This is a genomic window from Bacillota bacterium (assembly GCA_040757085.1).
Lineage (GTDB): Bacteria > Bacillota > Sulfobacillia > JACIYH01 > JACIYH01 > JACIYH01.
In genome coordinates this window covers 46,417-70,806 of record JBFLXJ010000031.1, presented here as the reverse complement: position 1 = coordinate 70,806, position 24,390 = coordinate 46,417, and the positions used below count along the sequence as shown (strand labels likewise).

General features: G+C 63.9%; 21 protein-coding genes. 15 read left to right on the top strand and 6 right to left on the bottom strand.

Annotated features, from left to right (window positions below; all coding sequences use genetic code 11):
- The first annotated feature begins 72 nt into the window (after nucleotides 1–72).
- From AB1446_12050 to AB1446_11995, 12 genes are all read left to right on the top strand, one after another.
- On the top strand, nucleotides 73–1,563 hold the full coding sequence (locus AB1446_12050; protein ID MEW6547625.1) for a DASS family sodium-coupled anion symporter: 1,491 nt from the start codon (nucleotides 73–75) through the stop codon (nucleotides 1,561–1,563).
- Between the two features lie 17 nt (nucleotides 1,564–1,580).
- Nucleotides 1,581–1,826 (top strand): 4Fe-4S dicluster domain-containing protein, encoded by a 246-nt coding sequence (locus AB1446_12045; protein MEW6547624.1) that lies wholly within the window; start codon nucleotides 1,581–1,583, stop codon nucleotides 1,824–1,826.
- Nucleotides 1,798–2,883, top strand: a complete 1,086-nt coding sequence (locus tag AB1446_12040; GenBank protein MEW6547623.1) for a 2-oxoacid:acceptor oxidoreductase subunit alpha — start codon at nucleotides 1,798–1,800, stop codon at nucleotides 2,881–2,883. The genes AB1446_12045 and AB1446_12040 overlap by 29 nt, the downstream gene beginning before the upstream one ends.
- Nucleotides 2,884–3,708: a 2-oxoacid:ferredoxin oxidoreductase subunit beta gene (locus tag AB1446_12035; protein ID MEW6547622.1), complete on the top strand. Its 825-nt coding sequence runs from the start codon at nucleotides 2,884–2,886 to the stop codon at nucleotides 3,706–3,708.
- On the top strand, nucleotides 3,705–4,292 hold the full coding sequence (locus AB1446_12030; protein ID MEW6547621.1) for a 2-oxoacid:acceptor oxidoreductase family protein: 588 nt from the start codon (nucleotides 3,705–3,707) through the stop codon (nucleotides 4,290–4,292). The genes AB1446_12035 and AB1446_12030 overlap by 4 nt, the downstream gene beginning before the upstream one ends.
- Nucleotides 4,267–5,415 carry an ADP-forming succinate--CoA ligase subunit beta gene (sucC, locus tag AB1446_12025; protein ID MEW6547620.1) on the top strand — a complete coding sequence of 383 codons (1,149 nt, stop codon included), beginning with the start codon at nucleotides 4,267–4,269 and terminating at the stop codon, nucleotides 5,413–5,415. The genes AB1446_12030 and sucC overlap by 26 nt, the downstream gene beginning before the upstream one ends.
- A 12-nt stretch (nucleotides 5,416–5,427) precedes the next feature.
- The gene (gene sucD, locus AB1446_12020) at nucleotides 5,428–6,300 is read left to right on the top strand and encodes a succinate--CoA ligase subunit alpha (GenBank protein ID MEW6547619.1); all 873 of its coding nucleotides are present in this window, start codon (nucleotides 5,428–5,430) and stop codon (nucleotides 6,298–6,300) included.
- Between the two features lie 95 nt (nucleotides 6,301–6,395).
- Complete coding sequence (locus AB1446_12015) at nucleotides 6,396–8,009, top strand: hypothetical protein (protein ID MEW6547618.1); 1,614 nt, start codon at nucleotides 6,396–6,398, stop codon at nucleotides 8,007–8,009.
- A 366-nt stretch (nucleotides 8,010–8,375) separates the two neighbouring features.
- On the top strand, nucleotides 8,376–9,971 hold the full coding sequence (locus AB1446_12010; GenBank protein MEW6547617.1) for an ABC transporter substrate-binding protein: 1,596 nt from the start codon (nucleotides 8,376–8,378) through the stop codon (nucleotides 9,969–9,971).
- A 59-nt stretch (nucleotides 9,972–10,030) separates the two neighbouring features.
- Nucleotides 10,031–10,957 (top strand): nickel ABC transporter permease, encoded by a 927-nt coding sequence (gene nikB, locus AB1446_12005; protein ID MEW6547616.1) that lies wholly within the window; start codon nucleotides 10,031–10,033, stop codon nucleotides 10,955–10,957.
- Between the two features lie 28 nt (nucleotides 10,958–10,985).
- Nucleotides 10,986–11,879 carry an ABC transporter permease gene (locus tag AB1446_12000; protein MEW6547615.1) on the top strand — a complete coding sequence of 298 codons (894 nt, stop codon included), beginning with the start codon at nucleotides 10,986–10,988 and terminating at the stop codon, nucleotides 11,877–11,879.
- A gap of 58 nt (nucleotides 11,880–11,937) precedes the next feature.
- Complete coding sequence (locus AB1446_11995) at nucleotides 11,938–13,923, top strand: S9 family peptidase (protein ID MEW6547614.1); 1,986 nt, start codon at nucleotides 11,938–11,940, stop codon at nucleotides 13,921–13,923.
- A gap of 69 nt (nucleotides 13,924–13,992) precedes the next feature.
- Here AB1446_11995 and rlmD read toward each other — a convergent pair whose 3' ends face one another.
- From rlmD to AB1446_11965, 6 genes are all read right to left on the bottom strand, one after another.
- A complete protein-coding gene (gene rlmD, locus AB1446_11990) occupies nucleotides 13,993–15,351 on the bottom strand; it encodes a 23S rRNA (uracil(1939)-C(5))-methyltransferase RlmD (GenBank protein MEW6547613.1) in 1,359 nt (452 codons plus the stop codon).
- A gap of 213 nt (nucleotides 15,352–15,564) precedes the next feature.
- Nucleotides 15,565–16,788, bottom strand: a complete 1,224-nt coding sequence (locus AB1446_11985) for a dicarboxylate/amino acid:cation symporter (GenBank protein ID MEW6547612.1) — start codon at nucleotides 16,786–16,788, stop codon at nucleotides 15,565–15,567.
- Between the two features lie 24 nt (nucleotides 16,789–16,812).
- Nucleotides 16,813–17,544: an amino acid racemase gene (locus AB1446_11980; protein MEW6547611.1), complete on the bottom strand. Its 732-nt coding sequence runs from the start codon at nucleotides 17,542–17,544 to the stop codon at nucleotides 16,813–16,815.
- Nucleotides 17,541–17,945: a RidA family protein gene (locus AB1446_11975; GenBank protein MEW6547610.1), complete on the bottom strand. Its 405-nt coding sequence runs from the start codon at nucleotides 17,943–17,945 to the stop codon at nucleotides 17,541–17,543. Before AB1446_11975 ends, AB1446_11980 begins: the two co-directional genes overlap by 4 nt.
- Before the next feature lie 17 nt (nucleotides 17,946–17,962).
- A complete protein-coding gene (locus AB1446_11970; protein MEW6547609.1) occupies nucleotides 17,963–19,168 on the bottom strand; it encodes a threonine synthase in 1,206 nt (401 codons plus the stop codon).
- A 41-nt stretch (nucleotides 19,169–19,209) separates the two neighbouring features.
- Nucleotides 19,210–19,902, bottom strand: coding sequence for a PAS domain-containing protein (locus tag AB1446_11965; protein MEW6547608.1), 693 nt, complete (start codon nucleotides 19,900–19,902; stop codon nucleotides 19,210–19,212).
- A 148-nt stretch (nucleotides 19,903–20,050) separates the two neighbouring features.
- Between AB1446_11965 and rbr the strand changes: the two genes are divergently transcribed.
- The 3 genes from rbr to dhaM all read left to right on the top strand — a co-directional run bounded on the left by rbr (nucleotide 20,051) and on the right by dhaM (nucleotide 24,183).
- Nucleotides 20,051–20,563: a rubrerythrin gene (rbr, locus tag AB1446_11960; protein ID MEW6547607.1), complete on the top strand. Its 513-nt coding sequence runs from the start codon at nucleotides 20,051–20,053 to the stop codon at nucleotides 20,561–20,563.
- A 340-nt stretch (nucleotides 20,564–20,903) separates the two neighbouring features.
- Nucleotides 20,904–22,595 carry a stalk domain-containing protein gene (locus AB1446_11955; protein MEW6547606.1) on the top strand — a complete coding sequence of 564 codons (1,692 nt, stop codon included), beginning with the start codon at nucleotides 20,904–20,906 and terminating at the stop codon, nucleotides 22,593–22,595.
- A gap of 307 nt (nucleotides 22,596–22,902) precedes the next feature.
- Nucleotides 22,903–24,183: a dihydroxyacetone kinase phosphoryl donor subunit DhaM gene (gene dhaM, locus AB1446_11950; GenBank protein ID MEW6547605.1), complete on the top strand. Its 1,281-nt coding sequence runs from the start codon at nucleotides 22,903–22,905 to the stop codon at nucleotides 24,181–24,183.
- The last annotated feature ends 207 nt before the right edge of the window (nucleotides 24,184–24,390 follow it).

The window sequence follows — 24,390 nt, the reverse complement described above, 5'->3', positions numbered from 1 at the left end:
CTGCTGCGCAACTCGTCTTACAATATGCAGACGGCGAGGTAGGAAGACCGCATCTGGTTAAGGAGGGGTAGCATGAAGCTTGAGCGGTGGCGGCTGGCAGTCCTGGTCCTCATGGCATGTCTGGCTTTGGCCTTCCTCGTCGGTGGTCCTCGCGGCGAGGGCCTTACGCCGGGCGGCCGGTACATCTTGAGCGTGTTCATCCTCGCCGTCGGTATGTGGGTCACCATGCCGGGTGAGTACCTCACCCCGGCCTCCCTGGTGGTGCTGGTTCTGGTGGTGCTTGCACTGGCTTGTGACCCCGCGACCGCGGCCAAGGCACTCTCCACGGGCATGAGCGGGTATGGGGACGCAGGCTTGTGGTTGCTTATCCTCGGATTCATCTACGCGGCTGCGTTCGAAAAGTCAGGGTTGGCCAGGCGCATTGCTCTCTGGCTGATGAACCTGGCGCGGGGGTCGACCCTGGGTATCCTGTTCTCCGTCGGCATCATCAACCTGGTCATCGCTCCCACCACGCCTTCCACCATCGCCAAGGGTGGGCTCCTCTTGCCGATTATCACCGGTCTGGTCGCCGCCGCCGGAGTGAAAAAGGGCGAGAGCAACTTCGGCAAGGCCGTGGGCATTTATGCGGGGGCAGCTGACAACATCGTCAGCGCCGGCATCCTGACTGCCACCATATCTAACCCGCTGGCGGTGAGTATTCTGGCCAAGTCGGCCAACCTGGACATTTCGTGGACCCAGTGGTTCGTCTACACGTTCCCCATGGCTTTGCTCTCAACGCTTCTGGCGTTCGGGCTGATCTGGCTGCTCTTCCGGCCGGAAGTCACGGAGATCCCTGGCGGGCAGGAGTACCTGCGGAGCGAAATGCAGGCTCTGGGGCCGGTGAGCGCCCATGAGTGGAAGACGCTGGCTTCTTTTGGCTTAGCCCTGATCCTCTGGGTACTCGACAAGCAAATCCTGGGGGATGCCATTTACAAGTCCTTGCCGGCCCTGGCTCAGGCCGTAGTGGGGTTGCACCCGTTCATCAAGGGCGTGATAGCGGCATTGCCGCTGTTTCTGCCGGGCTGGGGCGTGGTGAGCTGGAAGGAAGCCGAGCGGGCCGTCCCGTGGGGGACCTACGTCATGTTCGGTGCGGCCCTGGGGCTCTCCGCCGGTCTCACCCTTACTAAAGGCATGGACTGGGCCGTCACCACCGTACTGCAGAGGATGGGCGTGAGCGGCCTTCCGTTCCTGGGTGTATTCGTGGTGCTGGTCCTGCTGTTCTATTACGGGCACATGCTGTTCTTCACCTACACCGCCATGGCGGCGGCCATGCTTCCGGTAGTGGTTTCCCTGGCCAAGGCGCTGAGCTTCCCGGTCCTCTCGCTGTATGTCCCGGCCATGACGCTGGTCCCATACTCGCTCATATTCCCCTTCAACACGGTTCCCCTGCTCATGTTCAGCGGGGCGGGGCTCTTTGAAACCAAAGACTCCGCCCGTTTCGGCCTGATCTTCGGACTGGTGGTGCTGGCCCAGTGGGTGGTGGTGGGGCTTCCCTTCTGGAAGGCCCTCGGGATTATCCCCTGATTTCAGGAGGCGGTTCGGTGGGCAGGAAAGCAGCGGCGGAAATCAGGGTCACCCCATCGTGGTGCAAACGGTGCGGGATCTGCATCGCCTTCTGCCCGGGGAGGGTCCTGGAAGCAGGCCCGGGAGGCCTTCCCCGGGCGGCTAACCTGGACGCCTGTACGATGTGCCTGCTCTGTGAGCTGAGGTGCCCGGACTTTGCCGTGGAAGTGGTCGAAAAGGAGGTGACGGCCGACCATGCCCGAGCCGCGTCTCATGCAGGGTAACGAGGCATGTGTCCAGGGGGCCCTGCAGGCAGGTCTGCGCTTTTTCGCCGGGTACCCCATCACCCCTTCCACGGAGATCGCCGAGATGCTGGCGGAACGGTTGCCCCGGGTGGGGGGCAGGTTCATCCAGATGGAAGATGAGATAGCCAGTATGGCTGCCGTGGTCGGGGCCTCTCTGGCCGGCATGCGCGCGATGACTGCCACTTCGGGGCCGGGGTTTTCCCTCAAACAGGAGAACCTGGGGTATGCCGCCGTCACGGAGACGCCCTGCGTGGTGGTCAACGTGCAGCGGGTGGGTCCCTCGACGGGGATGCCCACCTCCCCCGCCCAGGGGGACGTGATGCAGGCGCGGTGGGGAACCCACGGTGACCACCCGGTAGTGGTGTTCTGCCCCTGCTCGGTCCTGGAGACATACACCCTCACGGTGAGAGCCTTTGCCGTGGCGGATGAACTGCGGGTGCCGGTGGTGCTCCTGTCCGACGAGGTGGTGGGGCACATGCGCGAGCGGGTGGTCCTGCCCGACCCCGGCATCCTGGATCCGGGCCAGCAGCCGTGCGGCGGGGAGGTGCCCCCCCTGGTGCGGTTCGGAGAGGGCAGGCGGGTAATGGTGACGGGACTGTACCACGATGACGCCGGGTTCTGGACGGAGAATCCGGAGGTAGCGGATAAGTTCATCAGAAGGCTGTGTGCCAAGGTGGAAAAGCGGCGTCGCGAACTGACCCTTGTGGAACGGTGGTACCTGGAGGACGCCGACGTGGTTCTGGTGGCGTACGGGTCCGTGGCGCGCTCGGCCCTGAGGGCGGTGCGCATGGCCCGGGAGATGGGGAAACGGGCCGGCCTGTTGCGCTTGGCCACCCTGTGGCCTTTCCCGCGCGAGGAAGTGGAGTCCGTCGCCGCCGGGGCCTCGGTGATGATCGTGCCCGAGATGAACCTTGGCCAGCTGGTGGGCGAGGTGGAGCGGGCGGCGGGCGGGCGCTGCCGCGTGGTGGGATACAGCAGGGTGGATTCGCAGCTCATCCGTCCGGACGAGTTGCTCGACGTGCTGGAGGGCGTGTAGATGCAGGGGTTGTGCTACGTGCGGCGCGAACGGTTACCGCACCTGTGGTGCGCGGGATGTGGCCACGGCATAGTGCTGGGGGCGGTGATCCGGGCCATGGACAGGATCGGCCTTGACCAGGATCGGGCGGTGGCGGTGTCCGGGATCGGGTGTTCGTCCCGGGCGGTGGGTTACCTGGACATGGATGCCCTGCACACCACCCACGGCCGGGCGCTGGCTTTCGCCACCGGCATCAAACTGGCTCGCCCCGACCTGACGGTGATAGTTCTGGCCGGCGACGGCGACCTGGCGGCTATCGGAGGGAATCACCTCATCCACGCCGCCCGTCGGAATATAGGCATCACCTGCGTTTGCTTCAACAACGGGATTTACGGTATGACGAGCGGCCAGTATTCCCCGCTCACGCCCACCGGCGCGAGGGCATCCACGGCGCCGTACGGACACCTCGAGCGGGAGTTCGACCTGTGTCGCGTGGTACAGGCGGCGGGGGCGAGTTACGTGGCGCGCAGCACCACCTACCACATCCACCAGACGATCGAGTACGTGGCACGGGCGCTCCGGCACCATGGGTTTGCCTTCGTGGAGGTTCTCAGCCAGTGCCCGACTTATTTCGGGCGTGGCAACCGGATGGGCGATCCCGTGAAGATGCTGCAATGGTACCGGGAGCGGGCGGTCACGCTGGCGCAGGCCCAGCGCATGGACCCCGAGGAACTCAGGGGGCGGGTGGTAATCGGTGAGTTCCACCGGGACGAGGGTGTGCCCGAGTACACCCGCTCTTATCTGGACCTGGTCGCCCGCCTGGCGGCGGGAGGTGAGTCGCGGTGACGAGGTGGGAAGTGCGCCTGGCCGGGTCGGGGGGACAGGGCCTGATTACCGCCGGGATAATCCTGGCGGATGCGGCGGTGCGGGCCGGCTGGAACGTGGTCCAGACACAGTCATACGGGCCCGAGTCTCGCGGAGGTGCTGCCCGGGCCGAGGTGATCATCTCCGATGAAGACATCGACTACCCCAAGGTGACGCGTCCCGACCTGCTGCTGGTGATGACCCAGGTGGCGTGCGGGCGATACGCTGGCAGCCTGAAGGAGGGCGGCCTGTTGCTGGCCGACGGCGACCTGGTCGGGGACGTACCCCCGGGGCCGTATCGGGTGCTGCGGGTCCCGATGACCCGCATTGCCCGCGAGGAAGTGGGGCGCGATATAGCGGCCAACATAGTGGCGCTGGGGGTGCTGGCCGCCGTGACGGAAATTGTTCCACCGGGACCGCTCGAACAGGCCGTTCTCGCGCGGGTTCCCAGGCAGACCGAGGATCTCAACCGCAGGGCCCTGAGGGCGGGAATGGCGATAGGGGTCCGGGTAGCGGGAACGGCGGGACGGGGGATGAGCCGTGAAGTTCTTCGAGTACATGGCTAAAGAGGTTTTCCGCCGGGCCGGGATCCCGGTGCCCGAAGGTCGGGTGTGCTGCTCGCCGGAGGAGGCTGAAAAGGCGTGCCGGGAATTGGGCCCCGTGGCCATAAAGTCACAGATCCTGGCGGGGGCGCGGGGCAAGGCGGGCGGCATCGCCTTCGCCCACACCCCCGGGGAGGCCCGGGAAGCAGCAGCCCGCCTGCTGGGCACCGAACTGCGCGGGTACCGGGTGGAGAGGCTCCTGGCGGAGCAGAAGCTGACCATCGAAAAGGAACTGTACCTCGGAATAGCGGTGGAGGGAAGCGCCCGCCGTCCCCTGCTCATAGCTTCCGCCCACGGGGGAATGGACATCGAGGAGGTTCCCGAGCGGGCCATCGTTAGGAAGCCCCTGGACATCACCTGGGGGATGCAGCCTTATGTGGGGAGGCTTGTGGCCCGTCGCCTGGGCCTGGATGGTCCCCTGGCCCGCCAGTTCGAGGATGTTGCCCTGCGCCTCTGGGGTGTGTTCCGCCACTGCGATGCGGAACTGGTGGAGATCAACCCCCTGGCGGTCGTGGAAGCGCCGGGTGGGGTGGGCCCCGGCGGCGGGCGGCGCCTGGTGGCGGCGGATGCCCGCCTGAGCGTGGACGACGAGGCCCTGTACCGTCAGCCCGACCTGCCCCGGGTGGAAGAGGGCACCGAGCTGGAACGGCGGGTGAAGAGCCTGGGGCTTTCCTTCGTGCAGCTGGACGGAGACATCGCGGTGATGGCCAACGGGGCGGGTATAACCATGGCCACGCTGGACGTGCTGGCCCGTTACGGGGGCCGGCCGGCCAACTTTCTGGACGCGGGTGGGGGAGCGGCGGCAGACCTGATGTCCTGCGCCATGGAAGCGTTGCTGCAGACCAGGCCCCGTGTGATGCTGATCAACATCTTCGGAGGCATCACCCGCTGCGATGAGGTGGCCCGGGCGATCGTGCGGGTCAAGAGGGATATGGGCTTCAGCGTGCCCCTTGTCGTGCGCCTGGTGGGTACCAACGAGGAGCAGGCGACCAGGGTGCTGCAGGAAGAGGGCATAGCCGTGCTTCGCCACATGGAGGAGGCTGCCGCTCGGGCGGTCGAGCTGGCCCGGGCTGGGCAGCGGGGGTAGGTGGAGCAGACAGTGGGAATTCTGGTTGACGGCGCTACCAGGGTACTGGTGCAGGGGATCACGGGAAACCAGGGGGCATTTCATACCCGCCAGATGCTCGATTACGGTACCCGTGTGGTGGCGGGCACATCTCCGGGAAGGGGAGGCCGCGAGGTGCACGGGGTTCCCGTTTATGACACCGTGGAAGAAGCTGTGGCCGGCCATGGCGCCAACGCCTCGGTGATCTTTGTCCCGGCCCCGTTCGCCAGGGACGCGGCCTTCGAAGCCCTGGAGGCCGGTATCAAGCTGCTGGTGATGATCACGGAGCATATCCCGGTGCACGACGCCATGCAAGTCATGGCCTTTGCCTCCTTCCGGGGTGCCACGGTGGTGGGGCCCAACACCTTTGGAATCATATCTCCCGGCCGGACCAAGCTCGGGATCATGCCCGGTGGCATTTACACGCCGGGCCCGGTGGGGATTGCGGCCCGCAGTGGCACCCTATCTTACGAGGTGGCGGCTGCTCTTTCCGCGGCGGGATTGGGCCAGTCCACGGTGGTGGGCATGGGCGGCGACCGCGTGGTGGGGCTGTCGTTCGTGGACCTGCTCGAGTTATTCTCGCGGGACGACGAGACCAGGGTTGTGGTGCTGGTAGGGGAAATCGGCGGCACTGCCGAGGAGGAGGCCGCCGAGTACATCCGGACCATGTCCAAGCCGGTGGTGGCCTACCTGGCCGGAAAGTCAGCCCCGCCCGGCAAGCGCATGGGCCACGCCGGTGCCATCATCGAGCGGGGCCGGGGCACATTCGAGGGCAAGGTGGCTGCCCTGCAACAGGCAGGGGCCCGGGTGGCCTCCCTCCCCTGGGAAGTCCCCCAACTGGTCAGGGAGGCCCTCGCCCGCTCCTGACTCACCGGGTCGGTCCCACCACCACGGCAGAACGCGGGCGGCAGGATTCGCCGGGGGGTGCGGAGTAAAGATGGCGCGGTGGTGGGGAGTAACCGGTGAGGGCGTTGCGTCGCTGTGTTCCCATAGTCTTACTCCTGGCCGTGATCTGCCTGTGGGGCGGTGCGGCCCGGGCCGCTCCCTACGGGTGGCCCGTCGGCTGGTCTGAGGTGGCGGTTCTGGGGAAGGCATCCCGTTTTTCCCAGGACCTGGCCGTGTGTATCGATGGTGAGGGCCGGTCAATTCACCTGGCCTGGCTGGAAGACCATGAGCAGGGCGTCGGGATCCGCTACGGTTGCCTGGGCCCGGGCGAAGCCCACTTGCAGGCGGAGTGGGTGTGGAGGGAGCCCGGAGAGGCGAGGGAAGTAGCCCTGGCTGCAGTGCCCGGGGTGGTGCACATCGTGTTTACAGCGCGTGTGGGTTCGATGACCCGCCTGTACTACGCTGCAGCCGAGGCGGGATCGGGATTCCGCGTCCGTCCCGTGGCCGAAACCCCACTTACGATGATCAGCCCACGGGTTGCTGTTTTCCGGAATCTGGTTCGGCTTGTGTGGTGTGACAGTAGTGGCGGCAAACTGGCCTTGAGAGGTAGCACCATCGACGGCGGTCGCATTGGTGAGCCGACCTGGTTGCATGTCCCGTCTGAGCCATGTGTACTTTCGCAACTGGCTGTGGGTCGGGAGCCGTGGGTGTTCTGGGCCGAGAGGAAAGTTGCGAACTACCACTCGCTGCATGGCCGACCGCTGGCCGGGGGCGAACCGAGGAAGCTGCTGGACTATTATGCCCCGGACGGAGGCGAGTCCTTTTCCGTCGCGGCGACGCCATCGGGCGGGTTCTGGGTCGTGCTGGTGGGATCTCCCGCGGAAGAGCCGTCTCGCAGGGAAGGCTTGTGGTTTATCGAGGTCGATGAGTCTGGCTGCTGCCTGCGAGATCCGTGGCTGGTCCAGGGAGGAAAGTGCCTCAACCCCCAGATTATGGCTCTACCGGGCGAGGGAGCAACCCTGGCCTGGGGCCGGGCCGAGGGTAGACCTGCGAGGGCCATGTGTTACTTTCTCCCGGATGTCCGGTCGAAGCAGCCCGTGGCGCTGACGCGGCACTTACCGGGATGTTTCTATCCGGCGGTTGCCCGGGACCGGGACGGCCATCATCATTTTTTGGCTCTGTCGGTGGACCGGCAGGGTGCTTACGATGTGGTATACATGCATACGAAAGCGGGCGCCCGGATAACCAGGTGGAATCTGGTGGGACTCACCGAGGGTCACGTCCTTGTTGGCATCCCCCTCAGGTTGGCCAGCGTTTTAGCGCTGGGTCTGATGCAGACGCTGGTAAACGTGGGGTTGCTCATTGGAAGCCTGGTGCTCGTGTTTGCCCTATCCAGGCTAAGGGTTGTGAGTGCAGAGCCCCGCTGGATCACCCTGAGCGTCCTTATGGGTGTATGGGTGGCAGTGCTACGGCTGTGGGCGCCTTCCGTCTTTGTGGAGCTGCTTTCGCGGCCGGCAGGTCTGCGTGATGACCTTGTCGCCGTGGTATTGGCCAGTTGCCTGAGCACGGGCTTCTGGGCCTGGCGGCGGCCGCGAGGGCGTGCCCATGATGTGCTGGAGTTAACCATTGCTCTAGCCGCATGGCTTTTCTGGTACTTCTCGCTGGGGCTGGCCAGGACGAATCCTTGGTGAGGAGGGCGGTGACCTTGAGGCGCCGCGGAATGTGCTCGGGCGATCTAATGGCATGGGTGGTCGTAACGATCGCCGGCCTCGTGCTAATGGGTATCTATGTCATGGTTACTCCGCCGGTAATCCATTGAGTGAGTTGCCCTGCCTCGCCGTCCAGGGCGGGCCGTGGGGGTCTACGGGGGCGAGAGGGCGGTTTGTGATATGACAAAAAAGAAGGAGCTGTTGCCCCCCGCATCGAAATAGCTTGAGGCATCGGGCCGGGTGAAGGGAGGGCGAGAGCTCGGGCGGGTGGGAGAAGCAGCAGATAATATGCAGACAAGAGGTCCTGTCATTTGCTGTAAAGGGGGGAAGGTTTTTATGTTGAGAAGGGTGGCTGTGGCTTTACTCGCCGTTGTTATGCTGGTGAGCCTTTCGGGTTGCGCGGGCAAGAGAAGCGCTGGGCCGTCTGCCCCGGAGGCTCCTGCGGCTGAGGAGCCCAAGTATGGAGGCACCTTTGTCATTGCCCAGTATGCCGACGTTACCCAGCTGTGTCCATTCCTGGCGACTGACGGTGCTTCTAACACGGTCAGCGGGATCATCCACAGGCCCCTGGCCATGTACCGCGGCACCGGTCTCGTGCCGATGATGGCGGAGAGGTGGGAAGTGTCCAGCGACAACCTGGTCTGGACGTTCTACCTTCGCAAGGGTATTAAGTGGCACGACGGGACCGAGTTTACCGCCGAGGACGTGAAGTACACGTACGATCTGATCATGGATCCCAAGACCAAGTCGGTCCGGCGCTCCGATTTCGCCCTGGTCGACAAAGTCGAGGTGGTCGACCCTTATACCGTGCGGGTGATCACGAAGGAGCCGTTTGCCCCGTTCCTCGACAAGATTGCCACGCAGCCCATCGTTTGCAAGCACCATGTGGAAAAGATCGGGCTTGAGAAGTACAACGAGGCGCCACTGGGAACAGGACCGTTTAAGTTCAAGGAACGGGTTCCAGAGGAGAAGGTGGTTCTGGAGCGGTTCGACGACTACTTCGAGGGCAAGCCGTACCTCGACCAGCTGGTGTTCGTCAACATTCCGGAACCCTCAGTGCGGCTCATGGCGCTCGAGAAGGGTGAAGCCCATTACAACTGGTGGGCTACACCGGAAGAGGAGATTCCCAGGCTGGAGAAGGATCCCAAGTTCACCCTTTATTGGGCTTTGCGCACTGATTTCCACTTCTTCGGGCTCAACCACTGGCATCCTTTCTTCAAGGATGTTCGGGTGCGCCAGGCCATCGCCTACGCCATCGACAAGGAAGCCATCGTGAAAAACCTGGTGCCCTACACGGGCGTCGTGGCGCACGGGCCGTATTCGGAGGCGTATGGGCGTTATTACTCCCCGGATGTGCCCAAGTTCTCATACAACCCGGCCAAGGCGAAGGAGCTGCTGGCGGCTGCCGGCTGGGCTGACTCGAACAACGACGGGGTGCTGGAAAAGGACGGCAAGCCGTTCAAGATCGAGCTGATGATAAAGCAGGGGGATGAGCTGCGCCGAAACGTGGGCACGCTTATCCAGAAGTGGCTGAAGGACGTTGGTATCGAAATGACCATCCGCGAGAGAGAATGGAGCTTGATGCTTGACGCCCTGACCAAGACCCGCGACAACTGGGACGTGACGCTGATCCAGTTTGGAGCCAGCCCCGACCCCGACCACCACACCATCTTCCATTCCAAGGGCGGGTTCGACTTGGGCAACTACTCCAACCCCAGGGTCGACGAGCTGCTGGAAAAGGGCCGGACGACCATTGATCCGGATCAGCGCAAGGCCATTTACGATGAATACCAGAAGATCGTGGCAGAGGACGTGGCTGTGATATTCCTGTGGCACAGCCGGCATGTGAACGTGTGCAGCTCTCGCTTCAAGGGGATGACGCAGGAGCCGTTCGGGCAGCTGCAGTATATCCACCGCGTCTGGGACACGCAGGCGGGTAAGTGATTTAAGGGAGGGGTGAGCGCACGCGCGCGCTCACCCCTCCTTTCAGGGGCGATGTGACATTGAGTCTTGGTCAATACGCTGTCAAAAGACTGCTCATTGCCGTGTTCCTCATGCTGGGCGTATCCGTACTTGTGTTCTCGCTCATGCATATGACACCCGGCGATCCGGTCATGATGGTTGCCGGGCTTGATGCGCCGCCACAGGTGGTGGAGGCTATCCGGAAGGAATGGGGCTTTGACCAGCCGGTGTACGTCCAGTACTTCACCTGGCTCCGGCGGGCTGCCAGGCTTGATTTCGGCATTTCCTTCACGACCAGAGAGCGCGTGTCGGACATGATCCTGGCGCGGCTGCCCAACACCATCAAGCTGAATCTGGCTGCCTATGCGCTGGCGCTGGTGATTGCTATACCGGTGGGGATATATTCCGCCCTCAAGCAGTACACGTTCCTGGATCACGCGGGCACGGTCGTCGCCTTGCTGGGATTGTCCATGCCGAACTTCTGGGTGGGCCTGATGCTCATCATTACCTTCAGCCTCACCCTGGGCATTTTCCCCGTGTTCGGGATGGGGACCTGGAAACACTACGTCTTGCCCTCCATAACGTTGGGCACGGCTCAGGCGGCCGGGCTCGCCCGCATGACGCGCTCCGCGATGCTGGAGGCTTTGAACCAGGACTATGTCCGCACGGCGCGAGCCAAGGGCCTGGCGGAACGAGTGGTGGTTTACAAGCATGTCCTGAAGAATGCCGCTATCCCGGTGGTCACCCTGATGGGCTTCCGGCTGGCCTACATCATGAGCGGTTCCTTCATCGTAGAACACATCTTCGCCTGGCCGGGAATCGGGCGGTTGGCCATCAACTCATTGTACAGCCGGGATTACTTCGTGGTACAGGGAGTGGTACTCCTTTCGGCTGCCATGATAGTCATGGCGAACCTCATCGTTGACATCCTGTACTGCTTCCTGGATCCGCGCATTCGCTACGACTAGACTTTCTACGTGTGTGAGGGGTGCAGGCATGCCAAGTGATGGTATCCAGGCGGTGACGGTGGGGGCACGCGAACGCCCCAGCATGAGCTGGGGGCAGGTGGTGTGGCGCAAGTTCCGCCGGCATAGGCTGGCACTTGCTGGGGCAGTAATCATCATCTTGCTGTACATTGTCGCCATTTTCGCACCATTCCTGGCCCCCTATGACCCCTACGCGGTGGACCCGGCGCGGCGTTTGGAGCTGCCGAGCGCGGCGCATCCCATGGGTCTTGATGAGCTGGGCCGGGACGTGCTGAGCCGCGTCATGTACGGAACGCGCGTTTCCCTTACCGTGGGCTTTATCGCTGCCGGGATATCGCTGGTGGTCGGCGTGTTTCTGGGGGCGCTGGGGGGTTATTACGGCGGGGTCGTAGACAATGTGATCATGCGCATAGTCGATGTGTTGATGTCGGTGCCCGAGTTCTTGCTCATAATCGCTATCGTCGCGGCTGTGGGTCCTAGCTTGACGACGGTCATGCTTGTCATCGGCCTGACGCACTGGTCGGGGTATGCCCGGGTCACGCGGGGATCGGTTCTCTCCCTTCGATCGCGAGAATTCGTGGAGGCAGCCCGCGCGCTTGGGGGCAGCAACCTGCTCATAATCTTGAAGCACATCGTGCCGAACTGCCTGGCCCCTGTGATTGTCCTGGCTACCCTGAATGTGGCGGGGGCGATCCTGATCGAGAGCAGCCTGAGCTTCTTGGGCTTCGGGGCCCAGCCGCCGACCGCAAGTTGGGGCTCCATCCTCAACGCGGGCAGGCAATACATGAGGAGAGCGCCGCACATTGCCCTTTTTCCGGGGCTGGCGATTACGATCACCGTGCTGGCGTTCAACTTGCTGGGCGACGGTCTACGGGATGCTCTTGATCCCAAGATGAAAACGTGAACGTCCTGACGGTGGGAGCCTTTTCCGCCGAAAATGACTTTGCGGGGGTTGAACAGCCATGCCTCGTTCAAAGAGACGGCCGTGTCCGGAGGACATTTACAGGATCAGCGTCGTTTCCGACCCGCAACTGCGCCCGGGAGGGGGCGCGGTTGCTTTCACTGTGACCCAAATAGATGAGGCTGCGGACGGGTACAAGTCAGCGTTATGGGTGGCCGACACAGAAACCGGGCGCGTGCGCAGGTTGACGCGAGGCGAGAACAGGGACCGTTGCCCGCGGTGGCTTCCCGACGGGAGCGGCCTGGTCTTCCTGTCGGACAGGACCGGCAGTGACCAGATCTGGTACTTGCCGATGGGGGGAGGGGAAGCGTATCCCGTCACCACCGGCCTGAGGGGGGTTTGTTCGGCACCGTCGGTGGCACCGGACGGGAGGGCCGTGGCCATTGCTGCCCTGGGAGCTGGTGAGACGCGACCGGCGTCGTCCGCCAAAGGCCGGGGGCCCATCGTGTGCACGCGGCTACTTCACAAGCTGGATGGTGCGGGCGTGCTGGGGCCCGAGACGGCGCAAGTATTTGTGGTTCCCATCGCGGGTGGAGAGCCGCGGCAGGTGACGTCGGGAGTGCATGTGCAGGGAGTGCCTGCCTGGTCTCCTGATGGAAGACGCATAGCTGTTGCTGTGAGACCGGGGGCGAACCGTGACCATACGCCGTGCATGGACCTGTGGGTGTTCGATGTTGATACGGGCGAGGGGATTTGCGTAGCGGAGGGTTTTGCGGGTTTGATGCCGGCGGTGCCCTCCTGGTCGCCTGATGGGAACAGGATTGCATACGTGGGTGTGCGGGGCGAGACGTGGGTGGGGCGGACGCCGGGCGTGTGGGTCATTGATGTCGAGCGCCGGGGCGCGGAATGTGTCACCGCGGCACTGGACAGGCCGCCCATGCCCATGGGTGCAGGCGACGTGGGGGCGGCCGATGGTGTGCCCGCTGCGGTGTGGGATGCGGACGGGACGGGCATTTTCTTCCTGGCCTCGGACCGGGGCCGGTGTGGCCTGCTGCGGGTGGACGTTCGGAGCGGGGCAACGGAAGTCCGCGTACCGGGCGATAGGCGGGTGCTCACTGGCTTCTCGGCCGGGGCGGACGGATCTTTTGCCTACACCGTGACTACGCCGGAGCGGGCTGCGGAAGTGTACTACTCAAGTCCGTCTGGCGAAGAGAAGCAACTTACCGACGTCAACGGTGATATTTTCTCGGAGATGGAGCTGGGTTCGCCCGAACTGCTGTGTTTCCCGGGGGCCGATGGGCTGCCCATCGAAGGTTACCTGTTACGTCCCCTGGGCTTCGAAGCGGGTAAGAGATACCCGCTGGTGGTTTTTGTCCACGGTGGCCCCCACGGTGCATACGGCTACGGTTATTACCACCAGTTTCAGTGCCTGGCGGCGCGGGGCTACGCTGTACTTTACACCAATCCGCGGGGCAGCCAGACATACGGCACGGATTTCTCTTTGCGCTGCCAGGGTGACTGGGGCGGTAAAGACTTCGGGGACATCCTTGCCGGGGTGGACCACGTGGTGGAACTGGGCGTGGCTGATCCGGAACGTCTGGGCATAGCGGGTTACAGCTATGGCGGCTTCATGACGAACTGGGCCATCACCCGGACCGACCGGTTCCGGGCCGCAGTCAGTGGGGGCTCCGTGTGCAATCCCCTCAGCATGTACGGGTCCTCGGACATCAGCTACGTGTTCCTCCGCGAAGAGTTGGGCGGGGTTCCCTGGCGCGATCCCGAGCGGCTGTTGAGGTTCGCCGCACTGCTGCACGTGGAGCGGGTGAAAACGCCGGTGCTTTTGCTCCACGGGGAAAAGGACGAACGTTGCCCCATCGAACAGGCAGAACAGTTTTACGTTGCACTGCGTCAGCTCGGTAAGGAGGCCCAGCTGGTTCGGTACCCTGACAGCAACCATCTGTTCGTTCACCAGGGGAAGCCGAGCTACCGGGTGGACTACGTGCAGCGGGTGCTGGACTGGTTTGACCGGTGGCTGGGGAGCAGGTGAGCGCACTGCCGGAAGCCTTCCGGCACATGTCCGGCAGCAGCAGGGCGGGGTGCCCACCTGCCGCCAGGCTCAGCCCTTTTCCAGCCGTGCCACAGACTCGACGTGAGCGGTCTGGGGAAACATGTCCACGGGCTGGACCGCGAGAACGCGGTATCCGCCCTGTACCAGCACCGCCAGGTCGCGGGCCAGGGTGGCGGGCGCGCAGGACACGTATATGACGCGCGGTGGCCCCGCCTTCAGGAGCGCTTCCAGCACTGTCCTGGCCACTCCCTGTCGGGGCGGATCGAGCACCACCACCTGCGGAAGGCGCTTTTCCATGAGGCCGGGGAGCACGTCTTCGGCCTTTCCGCACACGAACTGCACGTGGTCGAGCCCGTTGGCCCGGGCGTTCTCCCGGGCATCCTGTACCGCGGCGGCCACTTCCTCGATCCCCACCACCTGCGCCCCCTGGGCGGCGAGTACCAGGGCGATGGTCCCCACGCCGCAGTAAACGTCGAGAGCCAGCTCGCTTTCTCCGAGCCCGGCCCAGTTTCGCACCAGGGTGTACATCACCTCCGCCTGGTGGGGATTTACCTGATAAAAGGAATGCGGAGAGATCCGGAAGGTAAGCCCCAGTAACCGGTCTTCGATGACGGGCTTGCCCAGCAGCAACCTGTCCTCCTCGCCCATGATCACGTTGGTCCGTCGCGGGTTCAGGTTCTGATAGACGGAAACCAGACCCGGGACGGCACCCATCCACCGCCCGGGGAAAGCACCGGGCCACACTGCCCCGCGGGGTCGCCAGTAACGGGTGACCACAACCCCCATGATTTCTTCCGTCCGGGCCCCCACCCGCGTAACCAGGTGACGGGCGAAACCGCGGTCTGCCAGCTCGTCGTAAACGGGAATGCGCAACTCTTCCAGGAGACTGCGGGCGGCCGCCAGAGCCCGGTTGTTGGCTTCATGCTGCAGAGCACACCGGTCGATTTCGACGATGTCATGTGTACCGGGCTCAAAACAACCGGCCACCAGCTTCCCGCCTCGCGTGCCGAGCGGGAACTGAGCTTTGTTGCGGTAACCCCAGGGATGGTCCATTCCGGCGGCAGGAGCCACTTCGACATCCAGACCGCCGATACGCCGCAGGACTTCCCGGACGTAACGCTGTTTCCAGGCCAGTTGCGCGGGATATGCCAGACCCTGTAGTTGACACCCGCCACAAACCCCGGCCACAGGGCAGGGGGCGGGCACCCGGTGGGGAGACGGGATGAGCACGTCCTGGAGGCGAGCACGGGCATAACTCTTCCTGGTTTCCAGCACCACAGCCCGCACCCGGTCGCCGGGGAAAGCTCCCCGCACGAATACCGTCATGCCCTGCCAGCGCCCCACACCCTCGCCCCGGTGATTCAGGTCAGTTATGTCCAGGGTCACCGGAGAATGTGCCTCGACCACGTTATGTCGGCTGGACCTCCACCTCTTGACGGCTGCCGTCCCCGCGGCCGCGGCGTGGAACCCGAAGGCCTCCGCGCAGGAGCGGCCTGAGCCCGACAGCACGAATTTACCACAAACCGCGCGGCCCGCACACGTTTCCGGTGTGCGGGCCGCGAGTTCGTGCGCTGGCCTGCTCCTGCAGGCCATGCTAGACTGGCGTAGTGCGGCGCCCGGTCATTCCGGCTGGCGGCCGTAGAACACGTCGGGGTTTACCGCCTTCTCCGTGGCAGCCACCGCCAGCGTGCAGGCCATGTCGTCGACCACGTTCAGCGTAGTCCGGAACATGTCCGCTATGCGGTCCACACCGGCCACCAGGGCAATCCCTTCCAGGGGCAGCCCGAGACCCCGCAGGACGATCATCAGGGTAACCAGACCCGCCCCGGGGACGGCAAAAGTGCCCGAAGAGGCCAGCAGGGCTAGCAGCAGGACGAAGAACTGCTGGGCGAAGGTCAGGTCGATGCCGAAGAACTGCGCTATCAGGACTGCCGCCATGGCCTGGTACAGGGCAGTGCCGTCCTGGTTCATGGCGCCCAGCGGCAGGGTGAAGTTGTAGATCTCGCGCCGTATACCCATCTTCTGCGCCGCCTGGAACTCCAGAGGCAGGGCAGCCGCCGCGCTGCATGTGCTGAAAGCCACCAGCATGTAGTTCCACGAATGACGGAAGAACTGTACCACGCTGAGCTTGGCCACAAAGCGCACGAGAAGCCCGCTCACGATGAAGATCATGAACAGGCACGCCAGGGCAATACCGAACAGGTACTTCCCCAACGGCAGGAGCACACGCAAGCCCATGGTCCCGGTGGTCCATGCCATGAGGGCGAACACCCCGAAGGGTGCCAGGCTCACCACTATCCGGACGAGGTGCAGGAACACCTCGTTCAGTTGCTCAAGGGCCCTCATCACACCCCTGGCACGCTCACCCGCCATGCCCAGCGCCACTCCAAACAGGATGGCGAACACCACCACCTGCATGGTGTCGCCCCGGGCCATGGCGTCGATGGGGTTGGAGGGAAAGATGGACATGAACAACTGGAGCCCGCCCATGGGCGTGGGCGGCTTTACCGCCCCCGGTGGGGGCTGGGGCAGGCCCTTGCCCGGTTGGATCAGGTTGGCCAGCAGGAGCCCCAGCGTGATTGCAATCAACGAGGTGAACTCGTAGATGAGGAGCACTTTGCCCCCCAGCCGCCCTATCTTGCGGGGGTCACCCAGACTGGCGGTACCTGTCGCCAGCACGAGAAAGATAAGCGGGATGACTACCACCTGCAGGAGTTTGATGAATATATCACCGATGAATTTGATCGACCCGGCAGGCGGGCCGATCACGCCGCCGACGATGATACCCAGGACCATGCCTACGAATATCTGCGCGGTCAGCGGAAACCGAACCTTGCCGTTCATCTCCCCCACGACCTCCTTTCCCCCTTACCGCTGGCATTCTTCCTTTACTGCCATGGCCTCCCGCACTATGGCGCGCGCCAGCACGTCAGTGGCATCCACCACGGGAACTCCGAGGTTTCCGACAAAGGGCAGTACGATGGGAATCTCCGTGCAACCGGCTATTACGCACTGGGCACCGCGCGTGACTACTTCGTCCGCTACAGATCGCAGCAGAGATTGCAGGCTCCCGGGATCCTCCCCTCCTTTCACGCCCCAGATCACCCTCATCACCCGCTCCTGGGCAGGGTCGCTCGGAACCACAACCTCTATGCCCGCATCCCGCAAGGCTTCCTGGTAGAGCCCCACCCTGACCACGGCGTTGCTCGCCAGTAGCCCGGCCGTGCGGGGCACGGGATCCAGCCCTTCCAGGTAGCGGACGGTTTCCCGGATCATGTGGAGGACCGGTACCCCGACGGCCTCCTGAGTGGCCTGCCACCAGTAGTGGGCAGTGTTGCAGGCAATGGCCAGCAACCCGGCCCCCATACGCTCCAGCCCCCGGGCCATCTCCACGAGCACCGGACCAGGGTCTTCTCCTCCCTCCAGGATGGCCGCAACTCGGTCCGGGACCTTGGGGTTGATGTCGACCAGGATCCGGAGGTGCTCCTGGTCTCTGGTGGCCGGTGTGTGCCGGAGCACCTTACTCAGCAGGTCCAGCGTCGCCGCCGGGCCCATGCCCCCCAGGATGCCCACCACCTTGTCTTTGGGCCGGACCGTCATGCGGACCCCTCCTGGCCATCGACCTTTACCGCAATGGCCTCGACTTCCACCAGCGCCCCCATGGGCAGCGCCGCCACCGCCACGCAGGTGCGCGCCGGGGGAGCGGCTCCGAAGAAGCGCTGGTACACCCCGTTCATGGCCCCGAACAGGCTCATATCTGCCAGGAAAACCGTCACCTTGACCACCATATCGAGGGAACTACCCGCTGCTTCCAGGATGGCCTTCAGGTTCAGCAAGGCCCTCTCCGTCTGCTCTTCCACGCCGGGGCCAACCAGCTTGCCCGTTGTGGGGTCAAGCCCCAGCTGGCCGGCCGTGCACACGAACCCCCCGCTGATCGCCGCCTGCGAGTAGGGGCCCACAGGTATCGGCGCATTCTCAGTGCAAACGAGCTCCCTTGCCACCGTAGCACCCCCCGCAGTTATTCGGGTCCGGAGTCACCGGACAGAACCGGCAGATCGGTCTCGACGAGATCGGTGTACTTCAGGCCGCTGCCGGTGTTAAACAGCACGATGCGCTCGTCCGGGTCCACCAGCCCGGCATCCCTCATGTGCACAAGACCAGCCAGCGTTGCGGCTCCCTCGGGGCATATGAAGAGTCCCTCCTCTTCAGCCAGCTCCCGCATGGCTCGCAGTAGCTCCGCATCGCTGACCGCGACGGCGGCCCCGCCCGTTTCGCGGACGGCGCGCAGGACCAGGAAGTCCCCCAGTGCCTTGGGCACCCGGATGCCCCCGGCAATGGTCTGCGCACCGGCAAAGAACTCCGACTCCGCCTTCCCCTCTTCAAACGCCTTCACGATGGGAGCGCATCCCTCGGCCTGCACCGCCACCAGGCGAGGCCGCTTTCTCCCGATCCATCCCACCTCTTCGAGCTCATCGAAGGCCTTCCACATCCCGATCAAGCCCACACCGCCGCCGCACGGGTACAGCACCACGTCGGGCAGGTTCCACCCGAACTGCTCGGCCAGCTCAAGGCCCATCGTCTTCTTGCCCTCAATGCGGTATGGCTCTTTGAGCGTGGAGGCATCGTACCACCCGTGCTTCGCTATCCCGCGGGCGATGAACTTACCCGCGTCGGAAATGAGGCCATCGATGAGGTATACCCGAGCACCTGCCATCACGCATTCTTTCACAGCGCCGACGGGAGCGTCCTTGGGCATGGCTATGTGGGCCCGCAGCCCCGCGCGGGCCGCGTACAGCGACCAGGCGCCCCCCGCATTTCCTGCGGTGGGCATGGCGATATCCCGGGCGCCGAGTTCCAGCGCCCTGGTGACCCCCACAGCGGCGCCCCGGCTCTTGAATGTCCCGGTTGGATTGCGACCCTCATCCTTGAGATACACGCGACTGAAGCCGCGCTTTGCCCCCCAGCGGCGCAGGGGCAAAAGGGGAGTCCACCCTTCTCCCATGGTCACGACCCGCGAGTCATCCTCCACGGGGAGGAATTCCCGGTACCGCCATAGGGACGCCTCCCGTCCCGCCAGGCCCTCCTTCCCGACCGCCTTCTTGATCCCCTGGAGGTCGTACCTCACCAGAAGGGGACCACCGCACGGGCAGAGATGCTGCTCGTGCGTGAGGTCGTGAACGCTACCGCAACGCGCGCATTCCAGGTGCGTGGCAAAACTGGGCATGATCGATACCCCTCCTCACCCGGCACATTTCCCCGGCATAGCTACTTGAGGAACGACTCCCCCCTGGGGACCCGGGACTCCTCCAGGTATGAATAGACGGTGTACTTCGATACCCCCAGCATGCTGGCCACATACTCCACTGCCCCCCGGATGAGGAACGCTCCCCTGCGGTCAAGCTGCTGCACCACCCGGAGCTTGTCTTCCCGATCCATCATGGGAACGGGCTTGCCCATTCTGGCCAGGGCCTGCTCCACCAGCTGGGCCAGCACTTCCTCGACGGTTCCCGCAAATGTCTCGACCTTCTCGCCCGGCTGGCCTTCCGCGAACAGCACTGCGTCGGGGCTGGAAGTGGAGGCCAGCTCCTGGAGTGTGGCAGCGGCCAGGTCGAACCTGGTGAGATCTACGTTGAGGCACAGGCAACCCACGATTTTCCCCGAGTCGGGATCACGCAGGAAAACCGTGCTTGACTTGAGGCGCCGCCCATCCCGGGTGCGCGTCTCGTAACCCACCAGGTCAGGGGCTGCATCCCCATACGTACGCAGGGCCCTGAGGACGAGGTCGGTAACGGGAGCTCCGACCGACCGTCCGGTGACGTTGCCCACGATGTACACCAGAGACCGTTCGGGATCGCTCAGATCGTGGAGTACCCCTTCGAAGCACGACCCCAGCGTCCCGTGAAGGGCCTTTAGCACAGGGACCAGGGGCGACCTCTCCGGGTCGACGAGCTGGCACACTCCCATCACCCCCGTTGCTCCGTACCAGCGGATGCCGAATCAACATATTCGCCGTTCGCCTCCAAAATTCCTTTGTCAGCACCAAAAAATATGGTGGGCATACCCGAACGCGGTCCGTGAGGCATCCGCAGCGGAATGTGCCGGCGCGGTGCTTGGCAGGAGGCGGCAATGCCTTGTCGGGGAGTCGGAGGCCCGTTCGCGCTACACGTTCTTCGCGTCGGTGGCCAGGAAGGAAGGTTTCGAACAGATTGCTGCCATTTTCTTGGAGACGGCGGAGAACGAAAAGGAACACGCCAAGCTGTGGGCGAGGGCCCTGGGCCTGATCGGCGATACTGCGGCCAACCTGGAAGCGGCGGCGCAGGGAGAAAACTACGAGTGGACCACCATGTACCGGGACTTTGCCCGGGAGGCCCGCCAGGAGGGGTTCGAGGAGATAGCCTGGTTGTTCGAAGAAGTGGCCAGGGTGGAGGAGGCTCACGAGCAGCGCTACCGCCAGCTTCTGGCCCGGGTGAAGGAGGGCACGGTATTCCGCCGTGCACAGCCCATTCGCTGGCGCTGCCGTAACTGCGGTTACGTGTTCGAGGGGACGGAAGCACCCGAGGTATGCCCGGCCTGCGCCCACCCGCGTGCCTTCTACGAGCCTGCGGCGGAGAATTACTGAGGGCGGCCGCGGGGGGATCGGCGGCTCCCTGGTGCCCCCCGGAAGAGGAAGATGTCAGGAAGGCCTATGTTGCACAGGGCGGGCGGGGTGCGGAGCGCCCCTTGCCCGCCGTGTCCACACGCCCGGTGAGCGGGGCGTGCCGGGGCCAGCAGTTCTCCGGTGCGGCCCGCTTCGCATTTTGTTGCGGCCCGGCGCCGCGGGTAGGGCCCGCGCATTGCGGACGATATAACGGACCATTATGGGTTATTGAGAAGCAAAATAGTAGCAAGGAAGGATAATCATGGTTGCCCGGTTAAATTCTTGCCAAGTGATAGCGTTCACGAAAGGAGGGGAGAGAGGAGTGAGAAGGGCCATTGCTATCCTCGCGGCGGTGCTCTTGATGACAGCTCTAGGCACCCCGGTTGTACTCGGGAAATCCGCCTACGTGGGCTCCTTCGCAGAGGCGTATCCCGGGGTGAAGGGCTCCCGTTTGGCTGCCTGTGTTACCTGCCACACACCGGATTTGAAGCTCAATGCTTACGGGAACGACCTGGCCAGGGTGGGCATGCAGTACACCAGGGTCGAGGCCAACGATTCCGATGGGGATGGATTCAGCAACCTGGTCGAGATCAAGGCGCTCACGTTCCCCGGAGATCCGACCAGCAAGCCAGCGGCCGGCAAGCCCAGCCCGGACGCGTCGCAACTGCCTGCCAAGTCAGTATCCCTGCCGGTCACTGTGTACGTCGACGGGAAGCGATTGGAACCGAGCGAGGCAGTCGTGGTGAACGGGCGGACCCTGGTGCCCCTGCGGGTTCTGTTTGAGGCCCTAGGGGCTGAAGTGCTGTGGAACCCGGACACCAGAAAGGTCAGTGTGGTGAAGGGTGAACGAAAGCTTGAACTCACCGTCGGGAAAAAGCAGGCTGTCCTCAATGGGAAAACGGTAGCCCTGGACGTGCCGGCGCAGGTCGTGGCGGGCCGGGTGCTGGTGCCGCTGCGTTTCGTCAGCGAAGGTGTGGGCGCCCAGGTCGGATGGGATGAGGCGCTGTACACGGTGCGGGTCTCCACGAGTCCCCTGGCCGATGCCCTCAAATACGCAGGCACTGAGTCATGCGTTTCGTGTCACGCCAGGGAGTACAACGATTTCAGGGTGGCCGGGCACGGGTACAAGCTCCGTCCGGCTGCAGAGGCCATGAAAGCGCAGATACCCCTCCCATCGGGCTACAGCTGGAAGGACATTTCTTACGTGGTGGGAGGCTATAAGTGGAAGGCACGCTACCTGGACAAGGACGGGTACATCATCACCGCTGCCGGAGGTCAGGCCGGCCGGAACCAGTACAACCTGATGACCGGTCGATGGTCGGACTACGAAGCCGGCACGAAGAAGGCGTACGGCTGCGGTAGCTGTCATACCACGGGCTACACCAAGGAAGGGAACCAGGATGGCCGGCCCGGGATCACTGGCAGCTGGGTTTTCCCGGGGATCCAGTGCGAGGGGTGCCACGGGCCGGCTGCTGATCACGTCATCCGGGGCGGCGATAAGTCTGCGGTTAAGGTGGACAGGTCAGCCAGCCTGTGTGGCAGGTGTCATGTCCGCGGCGACCCGGGGAAGATACCGGCCAGCAACGGGTTCATCCAGCATCACGAACAGTACAACGAACTACTGGCCAGCCCGCATGCGGGCCTCGATTGTGTCGCCTGCCACGACCCGCACAAGAAAGCGGAGTTCTCGATCCGGAAGACCTGTGTTGATTGCCACTCTGACGTAGCAACGGCCTATTCTGGTAGCGTAATGCAACGCTCGGGAGTCGAGTGTGTGGACTGCCACATGCCGTTCGCTACCAGGTCGGCGGCCGTGTTGGGCCCCAACAAGGGTGACGTACGCACCCACCTGTTCCGCATCAATACTGACCCCAGCCAGAGCATGTTTACCGAAGATGGCAAATTCGCACGGGAGTACGTAACCCTGGACTTCGCCTGCCTGCAATGCCATGCTGCCAGGGACAAGGACTGGGCAGCGAAGAACGCGCCGGAGGTGCATCCGGGAGGCAAGTAACCACATTTGCTCCGTGCGATAATTGACGCGTGCAGACCGGGGGCGCCCTTGAACAGGTGCCCCTTCTTTTCTGGCCGAGGGCGGTCTAACCGGAGCCGGCAATCACCACCACGTACAAACGGAGGAAAAGAGCCAGGCATGTGGAAATAGTTAATCAGGCGCACCTCATCGGCAGGGAAAACTGGTTCGGTTCACGGGGCAAGGTACTGCCGGGCAAGTTCGCGGAGGACGCTGTGGTCTCACGTGTTCGGGCCGCAAGGAGTCCTGCGCGATGGGCGGTTCCGGGCATGGGAGGGGGCCGCCTTGGTTGCCACTGCTGGGGGCTGTTAGCATGGTGAGCCTGGTGATCGTTTCGCATAGTGCGAAACTCGCCGAAGGGGTGCGCGAGCTGGTCGAACAGGTGACCCGGGGAAGGGTGAATGTGCTCACCGCCGGCGCTGTTGACGCGACAACCCTGGGTACTACTCCTGACTCGGTGCGCACGGCGCTGGACCGGGCCCAGGCCAGCGAGGGCACCCTGGTGCTCGTGGATTTGGGGAGTGCGATCATTACGACAGAAATGGTGCTCGAAGAACTTCCGAGCGACCGACGGGCCCGCGTATTGCTCTGCGAAGCGCCTCTGGTTGAAGGGGCCGTGGCAGCTGCTGCTCAAATTGCCGCCGGTGCTACGCTTGAGGAGGCGGCCGCCGAAGCGAGAGGGGCCTTAGCGCCCAAACTGGTTCAGCTCGGGGTGGGTGGGTGTGGGGACCCAGCTCTTACGGGCGGGGTGATCCCGGACGTTGAGACTGTGGTCACCGTGTCTCATCCCCTCGGGCTTCATGCGATGGCGGCAGCCGCTTTTGTGCGTATGGCATCGCAATTTCAGGCCACCGTGTGGGTGCGCAGTCTCACGCGTAATACGTGCACAGTGAACGCAAAGAGCCTCAATGCGTTGTCTCAGCTCGATGTGCGGAAGGGGCACGTGATTGCCATCGCGGCCAGCGGGTCTGACTCGTCGTTAGCGGTGGCGAAGCTAAAGGCCCTTGTCGAAAGCGGTTTCGCAGAAGGCGATCTGCCTGGTGGGCGGCGAGAGACACCCAGGGGGCGGGCCCGCCTGTACCCTGGGCGTAGTTCCAGGAGCATGGGGCGACCAGTTCTTGGAGATGCGCGGCTAGCGGGGCACGGTGCGGCGAGAAACCCCGTCTCTTTGAGGAAGCCCACCGGAGAGGGCCTATATCAGCGTCAACACCGGTCAATCGGTGTCACGGCAACCAGGGCTGTGCTCGACGCCATGGCCTACGTTAGGGAGCACTATGCCGACCCGATCACGACAAGAGCGATCGCGAGATCCGTGTTTCTGCAGCCGCAGTATTTCTGCAGAGTATTCAAGGCGTACACGGGAATCCCGTTTATGACCTACGTCACCAACGTACGGGTGGCGAAAGCGAAGGAGTTGCTTGCCCGCACTGGCCTCAGCATTGCTGAGGTGGCATTTGAGGTAGGTTACAGAGATCCAAACTATTTCGCGCGAGTTTTTAGGCGAGTGCAGGGGATTTCTCCCCGCGCTTACCGGCGGTTGTTCTCGGAGGGTGGCCCGGGAAGCGGTTGACGGTCTGGCGCCTCACCCTTCTCCCGGTCCGTACAGGTTAAATCTGTCCAGAAACGGGTCACACCTGTATAGAGGTGCGCGGTGCCGGAGTGCGAAGAACACACCAGCCGAGGGTGCGCCGTGGGGAAGGGGGTGAGGGGCACTCTGGCATAGGGTACTGGGCACGGTGGTGTCCTGCGGCACGTAATGGAGGGAGGGAGGGAGCAG